Origin of the sequence: Aquisediminimonas profunda, from assembly GCF_019443285.1 — a bacterium.
Taxonomy (GTDB): Bacteria; Pseudomonadota; Alphaproteobacteria; order Sphingomonadales; family Sphingomonadaceae; genus Aquisediminimonas; species Aquisediminimonas profunda.
In genome coordinates, this window is sequence record NZ_CP080327.1 from 2125162 (window position 1) to 2144513 (window position 19352).

The 19352-nt window shown below is 57.9% G+C and carries 17 protein-coding genes; 12 read left to right on the forward strand and 5 right to left on the reverse strand.

The genetic code is table 11. The features are described from left to right. The first annotated feature begins 4 nt into the window (after positions 1-4). The gene (locus K0O24_RS10590) at positions 5-1213 is read left to right on the forward strand and encodes a cytochrome P450 (protein WP_219892725.1); all 1209 of its coding nucleotides are present in this window, start codon (positions 5-7) and stop codon (positions 1211-1213) included. Between the two features lie 28 nt (positions 1214-1241). Continuing rightward, positions 1242-2156 (forward strand): oxygen-dependent tRNA uridine(34) hydroxylase TrhO, encoded by a 915-nt coding sequence (trhO, locus tag K0O24_RS10595; protein ID WP_219892726.1) that lies wholly within the window; start codon positions 1242-1244, stop codon positions 2154-2156. On the opposite strand, the gene K0O24_RS10600 is transcribed toward trhO, so the two are convergent. From K0O24_RS10600 to K0O24_RS10610, 3 genes are read right to left on the reverse strand one after another with little or no spacing between them, the layout of a single operon-like run. After that, the gene (locus K0O24_RS10600) at positions 2153-2812 is read right to left on the reverse strand and encodes a class I SAM-dependent methyltransferase (protein WP_219892727.1); all 660 of its coding nucleotides are present in this window, start codon (positions 2810-2812) and stop codon (positions 2153-2155) included. The two genes, trhO and K0O24_RS10600, sit on opposite strands and share 4 nt — an antisense overlap. Further along, positions 2781-3257 (reverse strand): RNA pyrophosphohydrolase, encoded by a 477-nt coding sequence (locus tag K0O24_RS10605; protein ID WP_219892728.1) that lies wholly within the window; start codon positions 3255-3257, stop codon positions 2781-2783. The genes K0O24_RS10600 and K0O24_RS10605 overlap by 32 nt, the downstream gene beginning before the upstream one ends. A gap of 13 nt (positions 3258-3270) precedes the next feature. Continuing rightward, entirely contained in the window at positions 3271-4209 is a 939-nt protein-coding gene (locus K0O24_RS10610) for an alpha/beta hydrolase (protein WP_219892729.1), read from the reverse strand. A gap of 163 nt (positions 4210-4372) precedes the next feature. Here K0O24_RS10610 and K0O24_RS10615 point away from each other — a divergent pair, with 163 nt between their 5' ends. After that, positions 4373-6265 (forward strand): 2-oxoacid:acceptor oxidoreductase subunit alpha, encoded by a 1893-nt coding sequence (locus K0O24_RS10615; RefSeq protein WP_219892730.1) that lies wholly within the window; start codon positions 4373-4375, stop codon positions 6263-6265. Beyond that, complete coding sequence (locus K0O24_RS10620) at positions 6262-7284, forward strand: 2-oxoacid:ferredoxin oxidoreductase subunit beta (RefSeq protein WP_219892731.1); 1023 nt, start codon at positions 6262-6264, stop codon at positions 7282-7284. Before K0O24_RS10615 ends, K0O24_RS10620 begins: the two co-directional genes overlap by 4 nt. A gap of 4 nt (positions 7285-7288) precedes the next feature. Here the strand turns inward: K0O24_RS10620 and K0O24_RS10625 are convergent, their stop codons facing one another. Next, positions 7289-9322 (reverse strand): lytic transglycosylase domain-containing protein, encoded by a 2034-nt coding sequence (locus tag K0O24_RS10625; protein ID WP_246610951.1) that lies wholly within the window; start codon positions 9320-9322, stop codon positions 7289-7291. A gap of 46 nt (positions 9323-9368) precedes the next feature. On the opposite strand from K0O24_RS10625, the gene dapA reads away from it, so the two are divergent. The 8 genes from dapA to K0O24_RS10665 all read left to right on the forward strand — a co-directional run bounded on the left by dapA (position 9369) and on the right by K0O24_RS10665 (position 17281). After that, entirely contained in the window at positions 9369-10244 is an 876-nt protein-coding gene (gene dapA, locus K0O24_RS10630; RefSeq protein WP_219892732.1) for a 4-hydroxy-tetrahydrodipicolinate synthase, read from the forward strand. Further along, on the forward strand, positions 10244-10723 hold the full coding sequence (smpB, locus tag K0O24_RS10635) for an SsrA-binding protein SmpB (RefSeq protein WP_219892733.1): 480 nt from the start codon (positions 10244-10246) through the stop codon (positions 10721-10723). Before dapA ends, smpB begins: the two co-directional genes overlap by 1 nt. After that, complete coding sequence (locus tag K0O24_RS10640; RefSeq protein WP_219892734.1) at positions 10720-11268, forward strand: DUF2062 domain-containing protein; 549 nt, start codon at positions 10720-10722, stop codon at positions 11266-11268. The genes smpB and K0O24_RS10640 overlap by 4 nt, the downstream gene beginning before the upstream one ends. Then, positions 11268-13691 carry a PAS domain-containing sensor histidine kinase gene (locus K0O24_RS10645; protein ID WP_219892735.1) on the forward strand — a complete coding sequence of 808 codons (2424 nt, stop codon included), beginning with the start codon at positions 11268-11270 and terminating at the stop codon, positions 13689-13691. The genes K0O24_RS10640 and K0O24_RS10645 overlap by 1 nt, the downstream gene beginning before the upstream one ends. Before the next feature lie 130 nt (positions 13692-13821). Continuing rightward, positions 13822-14895, forward strand: a complete 1074-nt coding sequence (recA, locus tag K0O24_RS10650; RefSeq protein WP_219892736.1) for a recombinase RecA — start codon at positions 13822-13824, stop codon at positions 14893-14895. 112 nt (positions 14896-15007) lie between these two features. Beyond that, positions 15008-15823 carry an agmatinase gene (speB, locus tag K0O24_RS10655; protein WP_219892737.1) on the forward strand — a complete coding sequence of 272 codons (816 nt, stop codon included), beginning with the start codon at positions 15008-15010 and terminating at the stop codon, positions 15821-15823. Then, on the forward strand, positions 15820-16641 hold the full coding sequence (locus K0O24_RS10660) for a class I SAM-dependent methyltransferase (RefSeq protein WP_219892738.1): 822 nt from the start codon (positions 15820-15822) through the stop codon (positions 16639-16641). Before speB ends, K0O24_RS10660 begins: the two co-directional genes overlap by 4 nt. A 13-nt stretch (positions 16642-16654) precedes the next feature. Beyond that, positions 16655-17281, forward strand: a complete 627-nt coding sequence (locus K0O24_RS10665) for a glutathione S-transferase family protein (RefSeq protein WP_219892739.1) — start codon at positions 16655-16657, stop codon at positions 17279-17281. Here K0O24_RS10665 and K0O24_RS10670 read toward each other — a convergent pair. After that, entirely contained in the window at positions 17278-19308 is a 2031-nt protein-coding gene (locus tag K0O24_RS10670; protein ID WP_219892740.1) for an elongation factor G, read from the reverse strand. The genes K0O24_RS10665 and K0O24_RS10670 overlap by 4 nt on opposite strands. Positions 19309-19352 lie beyond the last annotated feature (44 nt).

The window sequence follows — 19352 nt, forward strand, 5'->3', positions numbered from 1 at the left end:
ACAGATGCCTGCCGCGATCAATCCTTTCGATGTAAGTGATAACAGCCTTTACACCGAAAACAGGTGGCAGGAGCCGTTTGCCCGATTGCGCGCGGAAATGCCGGTCAGTTTCCGTGCTGACAGCCCTTATGGACCTTATTGGTCGGTCGTCACGCATGATCTGGTTCAGCAGGTCGAGATCACCCCTGCAGTTTTTTCTTCTTCCTATGAGCTCGGCAACATCACCATTGTCGATTCCTATGGCGAGCGCGAGTTCCCGAACTTCATCGCGATGGATGCGCCGCGGCACACGGAGCAGCGCAAGGTCGTTGCGCCAGCGTTCAACCCCAGCCAGATGGCCGACCGTGAAGTGCAGGTGCGGCAGCGGACCAAGCAATTGTTCGATACGCTGCCGATTGGCGAGACGTTCGACTGGGTTGAGCGCGTTTCCATCCCCCTGACGATCGGCATGCTGTGCATCCTGTTCGATTTTCCATGGGAGCAGCGGGCCGACCTCAAACGCTGGTCTGATCTGGCGAGCGATGTCAGGCCCGATCACAACGAGGAACGCCGTGCCTATTTCATGATGGAAATGGGCCAGATGCTCATGCGTTTCGATGCCCTGCTCGAAGCAAAGCGCGCCCAGCCCCCTTCGGATGATCTTCTGTCGCGCATGGTTCACAGCGAGGCGATGGGCAACCTGACGCCGGCGGAACGGATCGCAACGATCGCGTTGCTGATCGTTGGCGGAAACGACACGACCCGCAATTCGATGAGCGGCTTCATTGAAGCCTGCAATCTTTTCCCCGACCAGCTGGACCTGTTGCGCAAGGATGCGTCGCTGATTCCGAATGCCGCGCAGGAGATTGTCCGTTGGCAGTCTCCCGTGACACACATGCGGCGTACCTGCCTTGCGGATACGGAACTCGGCGGCCAGTCGCTCAAAAAGGGAGACAAGGTGGTGATGTGGTACATCTCCGCCAATCGCGATGAGGCGATCTTCCCCAACGCGAACCTTTTCGACGTCCGGCGCGAGAATGCGCGCCGGCACCTCGGCTTTGGCCATGGTGTGCATCGGTGCGTAGGCGCCCGTTTGGCTGAGATCCAGCTAGCGACATTGATCGGCGAGATTGTCGAGCGAAACTGGACCGTTTCTTTGGACGGCGAACCGACGCGTCTCGCCAGTTGTTTCCTGCATGGCTTTACGGCGATGCCGGTCAGGATTCTGGCTTGACCCTGACTTTGGCAAAGAGCTGATATCCATGTTTACCGTTGCCGCACTTTATCACTTTGCGCCGTTTGATGATCCGGGGTCCTTGAGGGCCCCACTGCTCGATATTTGTCAGACAGGAGGAGTGAAGGGCACGCTTTTGCTGGCGAGGGAGGGCATCAACGGCACAATCGCGGGGCAGCAGGCCGGAATTGATTCCGTGTTGACGCACATTCGAACCTTGCCCGGCTGCGCTAAGCTGGACGTCAAATTCTCATCGTCGGCCCATATGCCCTTCCACCGGATGAAAGTGCGGCTCAAGAAGGAAATCGTGACACTGGGTGTTCCGGGCATTGATCCATCGCGGGATGTTGGCCGGTATGTGGACGCTCTGGAATGGAATGCGCTGATCAGCGATCCCGCGACGATCGTGATCGATACACGCAACGACTATGAAGTGAAGATTGGTACCTTCAAAGGCGCGCTTGATCCTGGAACGCGCAGCTTTTCTCAGTTTCCGGACTGGTTTCGGACGCATCGCGCGCAGTTTGGCAACAATCCAAAGGTCGCGATGTTCTGTACCGGCGGAATACGCTGCGAAAAATCCACTGCCTTTCTTCGGGCAGAAGGCATTGAAGACGTCGCGCATCTCAAAGGCGGGATCCTCAAATATCTGGAGACCGTGCCGCAGGAAGAGAGCCTCTGGGAAGGTGAGTGCTTTGTCTTCGATGAGCGCGTTTCGGTTGGCCATGGGCTTGCGCCGGGCAGTCACAGCCTCTGCCGAGCCTGTCGCATGCCTCTCAGTTCCGAGGACTGCGCATCGGCCGACTATGTTGAAGGTGTACAGTGCCCGTATTGCGTCGCGTCACGTACCGAAGAACAACGACAGCGTTATGCTGAACGTCACAAACAGGTGGCTCTCGCGGAACGTCGCGGCAAGCGGCATGTGGGTGATCCGGACGGCTAGTTTCGCGCTTCGCCCCATTCGATCCAGCCAAAGGGACGGGGCGTCTTCGGCATATAGGTCTTGTCTGCATTGTCTATCTTGAAGCCTGCTGCCTCATAGGCTCCGGTTATGGCTCGGGTCAGGTGGCAGTTGCCGCCGATGCGCTTCCAGACCGGCTCAATCCGGCGTTGCCACGCCTGAACCGAAGCATCGGGTGCGCGACCATGCTCAAGGAACAGTGCCTTGCCGCCTGGACGCAGTACGCGACGCATTTCCTTCAGGACTTGCGCCTGTTCATCGACAGAGCAGAGCGTGAACGTCACCAGGATCGTATCGAAACTCGCGTCTGCGAACGGCATGGATTCACCAATGCCCCCGCGAATGTCAGCCGTCATGCCTTTTGCCTGGGCCGCCGCCCGCGACGCATCGAGAAGGGCCGGCGAAGGATCGAGGCCCGAAAAGCTCCTTATCCTGGCCGGATCGTAAAACTGCATGTTGATCCCGCCTCCGCACCCAAGTTCGAGCACATCGCCTTCGGCTTTGGGCACAATACGGCTTCGTGCCTTCATGATCTGCGGCTGGGCGCAGCAGAAGCCGATGAGCTTGGGCACCGCATTGCGTTCCCACCAGCTTGCCGGGCGCGGTTCAAAAATGGGGTGCGAATTCGGCGACGACATTGCGATACAGCTCCTTCTTGAACGGCACGATCAGGCTTTCGAGCTGATCGGGTCCGACCCAGCGCCATGCCCGGAATTCCTGATGCTTGGTCGCAATGTTGACATCATCATCAGTGCCCCGAAATCGCATCAGGAACCATGTCTGTCGCTGACCGCGATATCGGCCTCCCCACATCTTGCCCATCAAATGCGGCGGGAGATCATAGAGATGTTCACTCGCCGACCGCGCGACGATGTCTACAAGATGCGGCGCAATGCCCGTTTCTTCGCCGAGTTCGCGGATTGCGGCGTCTTCCGCACTCTCGCCCGGATCGATGCCGCCCTGCGGCATCTGCCAGGCATCGGCAGAGCTATCCAGCCTTTGCCCGACAAACACCTGAACTGCCGGGTTGATCAACATGACCCCGGCACATGGCCGATAAGGAAGATCGGCGACGGACTTCATAGATGCTTGTCCACTATGCGTCAGCCATGACGTCTGCCAGCAACGCCTTCAATGCTGTGACGTTCGCGTCGATATCGCCTTGAACTGAAGGGATGCCCTTCCTCAAGTTGATATAGCCGTGGATATTGCCTTCTGCTTCTAGGTGAACTGTCGGCACGCCAGCGGCCTTGAGGGCTTCGGCATAGGCACGACCTTGATCGCGCAGCGGGTCGAGGCTTGCCGTTACGACAAGGCTCGGCGGCATACCGCTCTGATCATGCTCAAGCGGGTTCGCGCGCCGATCCTCCGGATCCATTTGATAGGCGTCCATGAACCACTCCATACCCTCCTTGGTCAGGAGAAAGCCTTCGTTGAAATCGCGATAACTCTGCCAGTCGTTATGCGAGGAAACCGCCGGATAAATCGGATGCTGGGCAATCACTGGTACCGAAGCCGGGTCGTCGCGCAGAGCCATGGATGTAACGACTGTCAGGTTGCCGCCGGCGCTGTCGCCGGAGAGGATGAGGCCGGTGCAGGGAATATTGTCTGCGATCCAGCGGGTTGCCGCTTCGCAATCTTCGGGGGCTGCGGGAAAGGGGTGTTCCGGCGCCAGCCGATAGTCGATGGAAATGACAGGCATATCGAGTTGGCGAGCGATTTCGGCGCAATAGGGCTCATGCGTATCAATGTCGCCGATGACGAAACCGCCCCCATGGAAGAAAACCATGACCGGTCCGGTCTGCCTGTTTTCGCGAACATCATAAAGGCGGGCAGGAATCGTGCCTGCCGGTCCGGGAATGGCAATATCGCGTATAACAGCAAGTTCGCCCGTTTCAGCGTCGGCGACATGCCGCATTGCCAACATCATGTTGCGCGCGTCGGCTACTGGCACGTCCTGCATCTTCGGGCCTGGTTGGCTGTTCAGGAATTGCAGGAAAATCGCTACATCTGGTCGAACAAAATGTTCAGCCATCCAATCTTCTCCTTCTAGGTTGCAGGTCAGGACTAATCCGGCCAGAGCCATTCGTCCATGCGCAAAGAGAGATTGTGCGCCTCGGGAGTTTTACTAGTTTGTCGTCTTGGGGAATCCGGTCTAGGAGGCCTCACAACAATGATACAATCGCAGGACAGAGTTGATGGCTTCCGCCGCGCAAAAGATTGACGATCCAAAGAATTCCAGCCCAGCAAATCATCCTTCCGAAGCAGTCGTGGTTCGTTTCGCCGGAGATTCCGGTGACGGGATGCAATTGACGGGCGGACAATTCACCCTTTCATCGGCGCTTGCAGGCAATGATTTTGCGACGTTTCCTGATTTTCCCGCAGAAATCCGGGCTCCTCAGGGGACGTTGTTCGGAGTGTCAGCATTCCAGATCAACTTCGGTTCCGACGAAATCGACACCGCAGGCGATGCTCCAGATGTGCTTGTTGCGATGAACCCGGCGGCGCTCAAGACCAATGTGAAGGACCTGAAACCTGGCGGGCTGATCATTGCGGACAGCGGGGAGTTTTCTGCCCGCAACCTTGGCAAGGCCGAATATGAGTCGAATCCGCTTGAGGACGGCAGCCTTGCGAACTGGCAGCTGATTCATTTCAACATCTCTCAGCTGACGATGGACGCGGTCAAACCGTTTGGGCTGGGCAACAAGGAAGCCCTGCGTTGCAAGAACATGTGGACGCTGGGTCTCGCACTCTGGATGTTCGATCGGGACCGCAAGCCCATTGTCGATTGGCTCAATAGCAAGTTTGCAAAGAACAAGGTTTTGGCTGATGCTAATATTGCAGCCCTGAATGCCGGCCATGCCTATGGTGAGACGGCTGAAATAGGTCAGGCTGGTGCCGCGCCGATTGCGCAGCGTCATATTGCAGCTGCCCATGTTGCGCCTGGCCTTTACCGCACAATCACGGGCGCAGAGGCTGTTGCATTTGGCCTCATTGCGGGATGCCAGCTTGCGGGTGTGAAGATGTTCTTCGGCGGCTATCCGATTACGCCCGCCTCAGCGATCCTCCACTATCTCTCAAACCTCAAGCATTTCGGCGTGACGACATTCCAGGCGGAAGACGAGATTGCCGCGATCGCTTCAGCTATTGGCGCGTCCTATGCCGGGCAATTGGGAGTTACATCTTCTTCGGGGCCAGGCATAGCCTTGAAGGGTGAGGCCATGGGGCTTGCAGCGATGACCGAGCTTCCCCTTGTCATCATCAATTCGCAGCGGGGCGGACCTTCGACAGGCCTGCCGACCAAGACAGAACAATCGGACCTCTATCAGGCGGTATATGGCCGCAATGGTGACACACCGATGCCGGTGATTGCAGCACGATCGCCTGCCGATGTGTTCGAATGTGCCATTGAGGCAGTCAGGATCGCGACGCAATTCATGACGCCGGTCATGCTGTTGACGGACGGCTATATCGCCAACGCTGCGGAACCCTGGAGAGTGCCCGACACGTCAACCTTCAAGCCGTTCCCGGTTGCTTTCCTCGATTCCGTTCCCGAAGGCGGATTCAAGCCCTATGGTCGCGATGCCAAGCTCGCGCGGCCCTGGGTGAAGCCCGGCACGCCCGGCTTGCTGCACCGGATTGGCGGGATCGAAAAGGAAGTCGATACAGGCCATATCAACTATTCCCCCGCCAACCATCAGGCGATGACCGACATTCGCAAGAACAAGATCGACGGAATTGCGGCGCATATTCCCGAACAGGACGTGATCGTCGGTGAGGATCATGGAAAGCTTGCGATCGTCGGCTGGGGTTCAACCTATGGTCCGATCCATCAGGCCGTCAGGAATGCCCGCGCAAAGGGCCATGACGTGGCGCATATCCATGTTCGCCACATCTGGCCGCTGCCATCGAACCTTGGCCAACTGCTGAAGCGCTATGACAAGGTGCTCGTTCCCGAAATGAATACCGGCCAGTTCAAGACCGTGCTTCGCGACCAGTTCCTGGTCGATGCCAAACCACTCAACAAGGTGAGCGGACAACCATTCCGGATTGCCGAAATCGAAGCCGCGATTGAGGGAGAACTCGCATGAACGACATGACCCCCGTCAAGACGAGCACGCCGAAGGATTGGGAGACCGATCAGGAAGTTCGCTGGTGTCCCGGTTGCGGCGACTATGCGATTCTCAAGGCTGTTCAGCGGACCATGCCCGAGATTGGGGCAACGCCGGAGAATACCGTGTTCGTGAGTGGCATCGGCTGCTCCTCGCGTTTTCCCTATTATATGGAAACATATGGTTTCCACACGATCCATGGCCGTGCGCCTGCAGTGGCCACTGGGGTAAAGCTTGCCAATCCAGAACTGGATGTCTGGATCATCACAGGCGACGGGGATGCGCTTTCGATCGGCGGCAACCACACCATGCACTTGCTGCGCCGCAATCTCGATTGCCAGATTCTCCTGTTCAACAATGAGATTTATGGCCTGACCAAGGGGCAGTATTCGCCAACTTCGCGCGAGGGTACGCGGTCTCCATCGACACCGTTCGGATCGGTAGACCGGCCGGCGCGTCCCTGTGCCTTTGCACTCGGGTCCGGGGCCCGGTTCGTTGCGCGCGGCTTTGACGTGAACAAGAACCTTCCTTCCGTGTTGAAAGCCGCTCATGCGCACAAGGGCGCTGCCTTCGTTGAAATTTTCCAGAATTGCATCGTCTACAATGCGGACGTTTTTGCGGACTTCACCGAAAAGGCGCACGCCGACAATCAGCTTTGGGTTGAACACGGGCAGCCGATGCTGTTTGCCAGCGGTTCAAAGGGCATCGCGATGGATTTCGAAAGGCTGACCCTCAAAGTGGTCGATATCGCAGATGGAGATTGGCAGGCTGCCGGTGTTATTGTGCACGACGTCACAAACCGCGCTGTGGCCCATATGCTGGTCGAAATGCCGTTCGGTCCGTTCCCCATGGCCCTGGGTGTGCTGTATGACGACCCCCGCCCGACATTCGAGACTGCTGTCATGGCGCAAAATGCCAAAGCATCAGAAGGAAAGACCGCCGACCTTCAGGCATTGATTTCACGTGGCCAGAACTGGACGGTCGAGCCCCGGGAGTAAAGGGTCAACCCGGCTTTGACTTGCCAAGATAGGCAGAAAGCGGGGTCGGGCTCTTGATATTCGCGGTTCGTGGATTGAGCATGTCATAAACGACTGCGTTTTCGAGCACACGCTGGACGTAGTCGCGTGTTTCGGAAAGCGGAATGCGCTCAATCCAGGTCAGGACATCCATCCCAGAACGCGGGTCACCGATCGTACGCAGCCATTTGTCCACATTGCCAGGTCCGGCATTGTAGGCAGCAACCGCCAGAACATAGCTCCCGGCATATCGATCCATCATCTGGCCGAAATAGGTTGAGCCGAGACGGACATTGTAGGTGGTGTCATACAATGCCAGCGGATCGTAGTTCAGACCGGCCACCGATGCTGTTTCGCGCGCGGTGCCCGGCATCAATTGCATGAGGCCACGCGCACCTGCGTGGCTGACGATTTGTCGATCGAACTGACTTTCCTGCCGTGCAATCGCGTGGATCATTGTCCAGCTTCCCGCAATATCGTCCGGAACCTGAACCTGCGGAAAGGCAGTACGCAGATAATCGCCCAAACCAGCAGCTCTGGCGTTTCTTCCAATCATGACGGCAAGGTCAGGCCGGTTGATCTTTTGCGCCAGTTCAGTGGCAAGGATTGAATCCAGATCGGTTGTGGCCTTGGCTGCAATCGCGCGAACAAATTTCGTCTGTTCCTGCCAAAGACCTTGCGCGCCGAGATATTTCGCAGCTTGCACGAGCGGCGATTTTTCAAAGGCTTCCCTCTGCGCCGCCGAAATTTCAACAACGCGCGCGGTTTGCGGCGGCGCAATCGGCTTTCCAAGGCGTTCGAGCGCGAGCTGGCCGTGGAATTGGTCGAAATAGGCGCCGGCACTGGTGTAATAGGTAACTGCCAGATCCTGCTGCCCTGCAACTTCTGCTGCGCGACCCGCCCAGTAAAATCCCTTTGCACGCGTCTGGGCCGATTGAGCAGCGTTTGCATAAAGATTGAACAACGCCACGGCATCTTTTGGTCGGCCGAGTTGAGTCATGGCGGCCTGACCGCCAAGCCATGCCAGATCAGTATAGGTGTCCCGTTCCGAAAACGGCCGCTCGTTGACGATCGTTCCGACCGGATAGGTCTCGGGCAATTGGCGCGCAATATTATAGGCGAGACTGAATTGCCCATCGTTGCTCGCCGCTTTGGCGGTGACGTATAGGATATCCAGCCATTTTCCTGGATCGCGTGGAGGGCTGACCAAGGCACGCGGAGCGGCCAGCAATTCGCGCGAAGCAATCAACTGTCCAGTATTGCGTTGCCACCAGTTACGATCGGCAAGGAAACCCGCATCGTTTTTCGCGCCGTCAAAGACCAAAGCAGATTTGGCTGCGGCATCGGGTGCTTTTGTAAGCATTGCAAGCCGCGCTTCGAAAATGGCGCGTCGTTGCGGGCTGACCAGCGCAAGTTGCCGCGCTGCCGCAGTTGTCGCACGATCCCAGAGCAGGCGGTCCATGCGCAGGTCATGGTCAGATGGCAGGATCGAATCCGCAAATGCGCTGAAGAATCGGGTCTCGTCTTCAGGCGCAAGGGCACCACCTATCCAGGCGTTGCGCGCAGCCGATTTTGCTTCCTCGCGCAGGCCGCGGGCCGAGAGAGCCTCGGCAAAGCGCAAGCCCGCGGTCGCGCTCAACGGCGGATAGCGGCGAAAGAAAGCAATGACGAGTTCAGCAGGCTCCCCGTCGGCCCTCAAGACCCTTTCCGCATTCTTGCGGATCGCCGACGAATCCGGAAAACCGGGGTGGTTGATCAGAAAATTGGCGTAGCTCGTAAAGGAGTAGCTGCCCGACTGGCTGAGCATGCGCCATTCTGAGACTGCATTGGCGATCGGATCGGCAGGCCGTGCAACGAGTGGAAAAGAAGGGGTTGCGGACTGCGGCACCTGTGCAATTGCAGCACTTGTCGCCAGCGCCGTGCCTGCGAGCAGCATTGACGTGACAAATCGTGTTGCAACGCTGGACAGGGCAGGGGGTCCACTCCTATCTGGCCGCGTGTAATGCTTAACGTTCATCATGTTCGCTATATGGCGAAAAATGATGAAGATTTGAAGGACTAGTCCTATGTTTTCGGGCTCAATTCCGGCTCTGGTGACTCCTTTTCGCGACGGGCTGATCGACGAGGAGGCTTTTCGCCGGTTTGTGGACTGGCAAATCGCCAGCGGATCGAGTGCACTCGTTCCCTGCGGGACCACCGGGGAGAGTGCGACCCTGTCGTATGATGAGCATTATCGCGTCATCGAATTGTGCATCGAACAGGCAAACGGGAGAGTGCCTGTCATTGCCGGCTGCGGCTCGAACGACACGGCCACGGCTGTCCGCCACATGGATTTTGCCAAAAGGGCCGGTGCTACTGCAGCCCTGGTGGTTGCCCCTTATTACAACCGGCCAAACCAGGAAGGCATTTACGCGCATTTTGCCCATCTGGCAGACCACAGCGACTTGCCAATTATTGCCTATAATGTTCCTGCGCGGACAGTGACTGACATCCAGCCTGCGACGCTGATCAGGCTGGCCGAGATACCCAGCATTATCGGGATCAAGGATGCCAGCGGGAATCTCGCGCGCGTTTCCACCCATCGTATCGGGTGCGGCACGGACTTCTGCCAATTGTCCGGCAATGACGACATGGCAGTCGCGTTCAATGGCGCCGGCGGGGTCGGCTGTATTTCTGTGACAGCGAATGTTGCTCCGCGGCTTTGCGCCGACGTTCAGGCTGCATGCCAAGCGGGTGATTTTGCGCAAGCCCGGGCGCTTGATGACAGATTGCATCCGTTGCACGGTGCCTTGTTCGCCGATGCTTCGCCCGGACCTACCAAATATGCGCTCAGCCGGATCCATGACTGGATGACCGATGAGCTTCGCTTGCCGATGACTGGCCCCGGATCGGCCGCGCGCAACGCTGTCGACGAGGCTCTGGAGGTTGCTGGATTGATCTGATGGCACGTCCCCGCCCCAGCAGTGAAAAGATCAAGGTCGTCGCCGAAAACCGGCGCGCGCGGTTCGACTATGCCATCGACCAGACCTATGAAGCCGGGATTGCGCTCACCGGAACAGAGGTCAAGGCGTTGCGCTTTGGCGAGGGCTCTATTGCCGAGAGCTATGCCGAAGTGAAAGGCAATGAAATCTGGCTGGTCAATTCGAACATTCCCGAATTCAGCCATGGCAATCGCTTCAATCATGAACCGAAGCGACCGCGCAAGTTGCTGCTTCATGAGCGGGAGATCAACAAGATGCATGGTGCTGTAGCGCGACAGGGAATGACTTTGGTGCCGCTTTGCATCTATTTTAACGCGAGGGGACGGGCGAAGGTCGAACTGGCTATTGCCAAGGGGCGCAAGGCACATGACAAGCGCGAACATATCAAGGAACAGGATTGGAAGCGCGAAGCGGCCCGACTCCTGAAGGATCGTGGATGAGTGGCCTGATCGGAAATTTCAAACGCAAGTTGCCGACGCGTGACTGGGTCGCCAAGAACCGCTGGACGCGCCCATTTGCGCGCCATCTTTTGCGGCCGGACCTTTGGCGACTGAACAGGCGTTCCGTGCCCAGAGGCGTTGCAGTGGGGCTACTGATAGCCCCGATTATTCCGGTAGCACACACGATGTTCGCAGCCCTTGCGGCTGTACCAACACGAGCGAACCTCGTGATCGCCGCTGCAGTGACCTGGCTGATCAATCCGTTCACAATTCCGCCCTTTTATTATCTTGCGTATCTCGTCGGGACAGCGTTGCTGCGCCTTGATGCGATGTCTCCAATGCCAAAGGTCACGCACTCGGCGACTGGGCAAGCGACACATTGGGCGGCATGGCTGCTTGCCAAATCGGGACCTTTGGCGTTGGGAACGTTGGTTATGTCGGTTGTGTTTGCCTCGGCGGGCTATCTGGTGTCTTCGTTTTTCTGGCGCTGGAATATAGGCCGCAAGTGGAGAGCGCGCGCTCATCGGCGCGGGTTGGTAGAGTGATGGCGAGTTCCTCCCCTCCAGCAGAGCGACCGCCTGTCCAGCAGACAGCGCTTCTTTCCAGGGTCAGTGATCGAACCCTGCTGATTGCGGTGCTGTTTGCTGCTGTCGGCTCGGCCTCGCTTGTCTTCTGGGGATCCGGCGACGGCCTTATGGCCTCCGGCTTCGCCGCGACGACGCTGGTGCTTGCGGCGCTTTTGCAGGTATTCCGCACGATTTATCCTCCGGTGGCAAATACGCAGGTCGATTTTGACTGGGCTCTGGTGCGCGAAGCTGCGGACAATGGGGATGTGGCAGTGGCCGTAACGGACCGGGTTGGCCGCCTCGTTTGCGCAAATGCCCTGCACGAAAGCTGGTTCAGCGGTCCGACCGCGCCACCTGCACTTGGGTTGAGCGACGAAGATACCGCGGCGCTTACCCAGGCCGGTCGTGTCGCCTGGCGGGATGGGCGCTGCATGCTGAGAGGCCTTCGCCGCGATCTCATGACATTTGACGCTGAAGTGCTGCGTGGCGGGCGCAGCGAAGATCATCTGATCTGGCGGTTCAATGCGGCCAATGCAATTGACTTGGCTGCCGAAGCGAAGCGCCTGATCGAAGGTCCGGCCGGTATTCGCATTGGCGAGGCCGGCATGATGGCGGTGTTGATCGGTCCGGAAGGTCGCGTTCGCAGTGCAAGTCGCAGTTTCATGCTGCGTGCCAGCGGCAAGCCGGATGGCAGTGTGGAGGGCAGGGATTTCGTCACTCTGCTCGAGACCGATTCAAATGGTGCGATCCGGTTTGTGAAGGATGGTCCGGCAGGCACGCCGCTGCGGTTGCTTCAGATTCCGATTGAAGCGGATAATCCCGATTCTCCGACGCTCATCATCCTTCTGGATGAAGATGGCGAAGGCCATGCCGTTGGTCAGGGCGGCGGGATCGCTCACATCCAGTCACTGTTGGGCATATTGCCATTGGGCTTGGCACTGGCAGATCGTGACGGGCGTTTCCTCTTCCTGAATGATGCGTTCTGCCGCGCCGTCGGCCTGCCGCCCAATTCCAAGCCTATTTACCCCGGCGATCTCGTTGTTCGTGAAGACAAGGCTGCAGTTGCTGATTCCGTGCGGCGCTTCGCGTCCGGCCAGGCCATGACGGGGGACATCGCGGTGCGCTTGCGCGATCAGCCCGAAGAGCCTGTTGCCCTCACGATCGCCGGCGCGCGTGGGCTTGGAGATGCGGCAGTCCTTCTGTCGATCAAGGACAACAGCGAGGAATCGAAGCTCAAGAAGCAAGTGGCGCAGGCAACGAAAATGCAGGCTGTGGGCCAGCTTGCCGGAGGCGTCGCGCATGACTTCAACAATATCCTGACTGGTATTCTAGGACACTGCGACCTTATGCTCATGCGCCATACGCCCGGTGACAGTGACTATGATGATATTCAGCAAATCCGCAGCAATGCCAATCGGGCAGCAGGCCTGACACGCCAACTCCTTGCCTTTTCCCGGCAGCAGACTTTGCGTCCGCAGATCCTCCAGTTGCCCGACATTGTCTCGGAGATTTCCAACCTCCTGAAGCGGCTGCTGGGCGAGACAGTCACGCTGAACGTCAAGCATGGCCGCAATCTGGGTGCCGTTCGCGCTGACCCCGGCCAGCTTGAACAAGTGATCGTCAACCTCGCAGTCAATGCGCGCGACGCAATGCCGCGCGGCGGCACACTGACGATCCAGACCTATGCGGTATCCACAGCGGACGTTCGCAAGCTTGGCAGCGATATCCTGCCGATTGCCGACTATACGGCACTGAGCGTTTCAGACACGGGAACTGGCATTGCGCCCGAATTGCTGCCCAAGGTGTTCGAGCCGTTTTTCACGACCAAGGAAGTGGGCAAGGGGACCGGTCTTGGCCTGTCGACAGTCTATGGGATCGTGAAACAATCCGGCGGCTTCATTTTCGCCGATTCCAAGCCGGGGGAAGGGACAAGCTTTGTCATCTATCTGCCCGTTCACCGGGTTGAGTCACAACCGACCCCTGCGCTGGTCAAGGTGAAGGAAAAGCCATCGGAAACCTGGGGAACGGGAACGATCCTGCTGGTCGAGGATGAGGATATGGTGCGGGCCGTTGCCGAACGGGCGCTGTCGCGGAACGGCTATACGGTCGTGACGGCTGCAAATGGTGAGGAAGCGCTTGAGATCATGAATGCTCGGGATGACATCGACCTACTCGTTTCCGACGTCGTGATGCCTGTGATGGACGGACCGACGCTTGTTCGCCATGCGCGCGAATCCCGGCCCAAGCTGCCGATCCTGTTTATGTCGGGCTATGCCGAAGAACAGCTTCGCAAGACAATTGACCTCGACAATATTGCCTTCCTGCCCAAGCCGTTTTCTGTCCATCAACTGGCAGAAGCCGTGCGCGACGTGATGATGGCCAACGCCAGTCGGGCAGGCTGAAACACTCTGAATGACCAGCGGAACGAAAAGAGAATATTTTTTCTGTTCCCCTCTTGTTCAATAGGAACAAAATGTATACACGGATCATCGAACCGCAGGAATCGGCTTGCGGCGGGTGAGGGTAACGGCCATGGCAGCGTCTCTGAAATTGATCGATTCCGAACGGACAGCAGGAAATATGGATAGGGAAAAGGCGCTCGAAGCAGCACTCGCACAGATTGATCGTGCTTTTGGAAAGGGTTCGGCAATGAAGCTGGGCCAGCGTGAAGCGATCGAGATCGAGGCGGTTTCGACCGGATCGCTCGGGCTCGACATTGCGCTGGGTATCGGCGGCCTGCCCAAGGGGCGCGTGATTGAGATTTTCGGCCCGGAAAGCTCGGGCAAGACGACCCTGGCGCTTCATGCCATTGCTGAAGCCCAGAAGAAGGGCGGAACGGCAGCGTTCATCGATGCCGAGCATGCACTTGATCCCGGCTATGCCAAGAAGCTTGGTGTCAATATCGATGAACTGATCGTGTCCCAGCCCGATACCGGCGAACAGGCGCTCGAGATTACTGATACGCTTGTTCGTTCCAACGCAGTTGATGTTCTGGTGATCGACTCGGTGGCAGCCCTGGTTCCGCGCGCGGAAATCGAAGGCGAAATGGGTGACAGCCATGTCGGCTTGCAGGCGCGCTTGATGAGCCAGGCGCTTCGCAAGATTACTGGTTCCATCAGCCGTTCGAACTGCACGGTCATCTTCATCAACCAGATCCGCATGAAGATCGGTGTCATGTACGGGTCGCCCGAAACAACGACGGGGGGCAACGCGCTCAAATTTTACGCATCTGTCCGCCTCGATATCCGCCGCACGGGCCAGATCAAGGATAGGGACGATATTGTCGGCAACACGACACGGGTAAAGGTGGTCAAGAACAAGGTGGCTCCGCCGTTCAAGCAGGTCGAGTTCGACATCATGTATGGCGAAGGCATTTCGAAGACGGGCGAAATCCTCGATCTTGGGGTCAAGGCCGGGATTGTCGAGAAGTCCGGCGCCTGGTTTTCCTATGACTCGATCCGGATCGGGCAGGGGCGCGAAAATTCGAAAATGTATCTCAAGGAAAATCCGGAGGTTGCCGAAAGACTTGAAAAGGCCATTCGCGGCAAGATCGAAGTGGTTGCCGAAGAGATGATGACAGGACCCGAAGCGGACGACGACATCTAGTCGCGCCCCGCTTCATGCAACCAGAGGCCCGCTGCTCCCCCCGCAGCGGGCCTTTTTGGCTTTATGAACGGTACCGATTGCGCTTGTCCGCCAATGTCGCGAGGATGTGATTATGGACCCCGTTTTTCACCTCATTGGCTTGCCAACCGATTGCAACAGTTCGTTTGAGCGTGGGCCCGCCCTTGCCCCGCCCTTGATTCGGGATGCACTGTGGAGCGATCGGGGCAATACTTCGTGCGAGAACGGCATGGAAATCGGCTGCGATTTTCAAATTCTCGACAAGGGTGACCTTGCCTTGGCTGAAGGTCCCGATGATGACGATCTGATCCGGAAAGCCGTTGCCGTAACCTTGCAGGAGCATGCAATCCCCATCCTGCTGGGTGGTGATCATGCGGTAACCTATCCGGTGGTTCAGGCCATTCACGCGCATTATGGGCAAGTCACCATTCTCCATGTGGACGCTCACCCAGATCTTTACCATGATTTTGAGGGCAATCCGCGATCGCATGCGTCTCCCTTTGCACGCATCATGGAGAACGGGCTTGCGGCCCGGCTTGTGCAGGTCGGAATCCGGACGCTCAATCGACATTGTCGGGAACAGGCGGAGCGCTTCGGCGTCGACATCATCGACATGCAAAACTTTGCTCCGGGCAATGTGCCTGGCTTGTCTGGGCCCGTCTATGTCAGCCTTGATCTTGACGGGCTTGACCCGGCTTTTGCGCCTGGCGTCTCTCATCCAGAGCCTGGCGGACTGAGCGTACGCGATGTGCTCAACGTTCTTGACCGGGTGACGGGAGAAATTGTCGCGGCGGATATCGTCGAACTCAATCCGCGGTTTGACGTCAATGGCGTGACGGCCATCGTGGCCGCAAAATTTGTGCGCGAGGTTGCTTCGCGCGCAACTGCAAGCAGGAAAGGCATGCCATGACGAATGCTGCAGACTGGCAAGGAGCGGTTGGACGAAATTGGGCCGCAGAGTTTGAGCGCACCGATCGGAGCCTGTCAGAACTCAATACCGTTCTTGTCGATCGTATCGCGTCCAGGGCCCGGCCTGATGCACGAATTCTTGATATTGGGTGTGGGGCGGGTGCGACCTCAGTTGCGTTAGCCGAACGCCTGCCGCGCGCAGAAGTCGTCGGAATCGACCTTTCCGAGTCGCTCGCTCTTGCTGCGCGGGCGCGTAACCGGGAGTCGCGCGTGCGATTTGAAATCCAGGATGCGACACTTTGGTCTGGCAATGACTGGCGCCCGGATATGCTAGTCTCCCGACACGGGGTTATGTTTTTTGATGATCCTATTGCTGCCTTTAGCCATTTTGCCGAAATTGCGGCTTCGGGTGCGCAGCTTGTCTTTTCCTGTTTTCGGGATCGGGCAGAGAATGATTGGGCAGTCGAAATTCCGGCTCTTCTCCGGGCTCAGCCAGCGCCTCCGCAACCGTTCGCGCCAGGTCCCTTTGCCTTTTCCGACCGCGACTATGTCCGGAACATACTCAGACAAGCCGGCTGGAAAAACGCTCACGCGGAATCCGTCACTTTTTCTTATATCGCTGGCGCCGGAGATGATGCAGTTGGGGATGCAGTCGACTTTTTTTCACGTATTGGTCCGGCTGCACCATTGATCCGCAATCTCGATGCACAAGAAAAAACTGTCTTTTTCGAACATCTTTCGCAGAAATTATGCAACCATTTGGTCGATGGAACTGTAATGTTTAATGCGGCGGCATGGATATGGTCGGCGCATTTATAGTGGGAGTTATTGAATGACATTGATTGTCCATCACCTGAACAATTCACGTTCGCAAAGAATCCTCTGGTTGCTTGAGGAAATTGGCAGGCCATACGAAATTCGCCACTATCAGCGCGATGCCGTTACAAATCTGGCGCCGCCGGAACTCGCTGCCGTGCATCCGCTGGGAAAATCGCCCGTTATCGAGTACAATGGGCGGGTGATTTGTGAGTCCGGGGCAATCACCGAATATATCTGTGAACGACATGGCGGGGAGGCTTTTGTGCCGGCACGTGGCACGGACGAACATGTCCGGCACTTGGAATTGATTCATTTTGCCGAAGGTTCGGTAATGACCCCGATCCTGCTTGGACTTTATGCTGGTCGCCTTGGTGAAGCTGCGGCCCCCATATTGCCGCGGATTGACGAGCAGTTGAACAGCCATTTCGACTATATGGAGAACCAGCTTAACGACAGCGGGCATTTCATCGGGAACAGCCTTTCAGCCGCAGATTTCATGCTGAGTTTCCCTGCCGAAGTTGCTGCCATGCAAGGGCGCACGGCCACGCGACCGAAGCTCGATGCATTCGTCAAGATGATCCATGCCCGCCCCGCTTGGCAGCGCGCGCTTGAAAAGGGTGGGCCTTACAACTTCGCCTAAGCTGCAAGCGCTGCCTGCTTGATCACGTCGTCTGCGAGCTTTCCGCTCAGTTCGGCGACGTGATCATAGCGCGCAGAGAAGCTTGCAAGTCCCTGGCTCATTGACCGCAATTCGGCATCTAGGCCGTGCAGGCCGGCTTCGGGTATGATGGCTTCAACCCGGTCCCAGCGCTGCCAACTTGGGTGTGATCCTATGCCGAGAATTTGACCACGGCGGCTCGAGATGGTTGAACTCGCCTTGGATGTGGCGCCGCTTGGCGTGTCTATCACAAGGTGGCACATGGGTTCGAGCAGATAGGGTTGGCATTGCGGCAGAGCCTCGCTCATGCCTATTCGCCCGGCGATGCGGAAGGCAAGCTCGGAACTGTCGACGCTGTGAAATGAGCCATCGATCAATGTGACTGCCACATCGACCACGGGATAGCCCAGCGGCCCCTTTTCCATAGCGTCGCGCACGCCCATTTCGACGGCGGGGATCCATTGTTTTGGAATGGCACCGCCGGTGATCCTGTCATCGAAACGAAACCCTTCGCCGCGCGGCAGGGGGCGGACTTCGATAACGACATCCCCGAATTGCCCATGGCCGCCCGACTGCTTCTTGTGGCGTCCTCGCTGTGTGATGCCCTTGCGGATCGATTCCTTGTACGCGATCCGTGGAGGATGGACGTCGACCTCCACACCATAACGGCGTTTGAGCTTGGCCAGCGTGACAGACAGATGCTCGTCATTGATTCCGCGCAACACGGTTTCATGGCTCACATCATCATGGCCCCAATCGAGGGCGGGATCTTCTTCGACCAGCTTGTGCAACGCCGTGGAGAGGCGCACGTCATCCTTGCGATCGCGGGTCGCTATGGCCAGGCTGGCATTGCGAGGCGGCAGGTCGATCAGGCGGATCGAAGCGTCGCCATGCGCTTGCCTGCCAAGCAGCATGCCGGGCTTGGCATTGTCCGCCTTGGCAATCGCGACAATGTCCCCAGACTCGGCCTTCGACAGCTTGATCGTCTTGTCTCCCTGAACACTGAACAGTGCCCCGACCCGAACGGCTTCGCCATCGCCGGAGATGAGTTCAGCCCCTTCGGCAAGGCCGTCGCCAAGGATGCGCGCCAGTGCGAGTCGGCCGACCGATCCACCATTCGCAATCTTGAAAATCTGCACGCTGCTGCCGTTGGTTCCGAGGCGCGTTGCAGTTTCCGACGCTCCCGGAGCTTCATGCCGCAACATCTTCAGCAACCGACGCACGCCAAAACCGTTCAGCGCCGATCCGAACATGACCGGCACCACGAGACCCGCGCGCGTTTCCGTGACCAAATCCTTGAAAACTGTCTGGATGTCGGGGGTTTCGTCTGAAAGCAGCTGTTCAAGCAGTGCGTCATCGTGATCGGCAAGCTGTTCAAGCATGTGAAAGCGCTCGCTCGACTCCCGTTCCGCCAGTGCATCAGGAATGGCGATTTGCTCAGACGGTTTGCCAGGTTGATAATGAAAGGCGCGTTCGAGCGCGAGATCGACAAACCCTGTAATGGCGTCGCCTTCGCGTATCGGTATCTGCCGGGCGATCAGCGGTGCTGCGCTCAGTGGCTGGAGAGCCTCAAGCAGATCGCGAATCCGACCCTTTGCCGAGTCGATCTTGTTGACGAAAATAGCGTGCGGCAATCCCAAGGCTTCGATGCGTTTGAGGGTTGGCTCAACCAGTCCAGCCCGCGCTGGATCGGGATCCACGACCACAATCGCCATGTCTGCCTGTTCGAGGGCTGATAGTCCGTCCGCTGCGAAACTGACGGCGCCTGGCGCGTCGATCAGCGCAAATTTATCTCCCAAATAATCGAGCCTGAACAGGTTGAGTTCGGTGGAACCGCGTCTTGCCCGCGCTTCGGGGCTGGTGTCGCCAAGACTCGTTCCCGCCTCAACAGATCCCTGTCGCGATATCGTGCCGCTCGCATAGAGCATTGCTTCGGCCAAACTGGTTTTCCCGGCCCCGGCTGGCCCCACCAGGGCCACTGCTCTAACGCCGTTGACTGTACTCGCCATGATCCACCTCCTTACTTGCATAAAGGGGCGCCGGGGCGACGTGC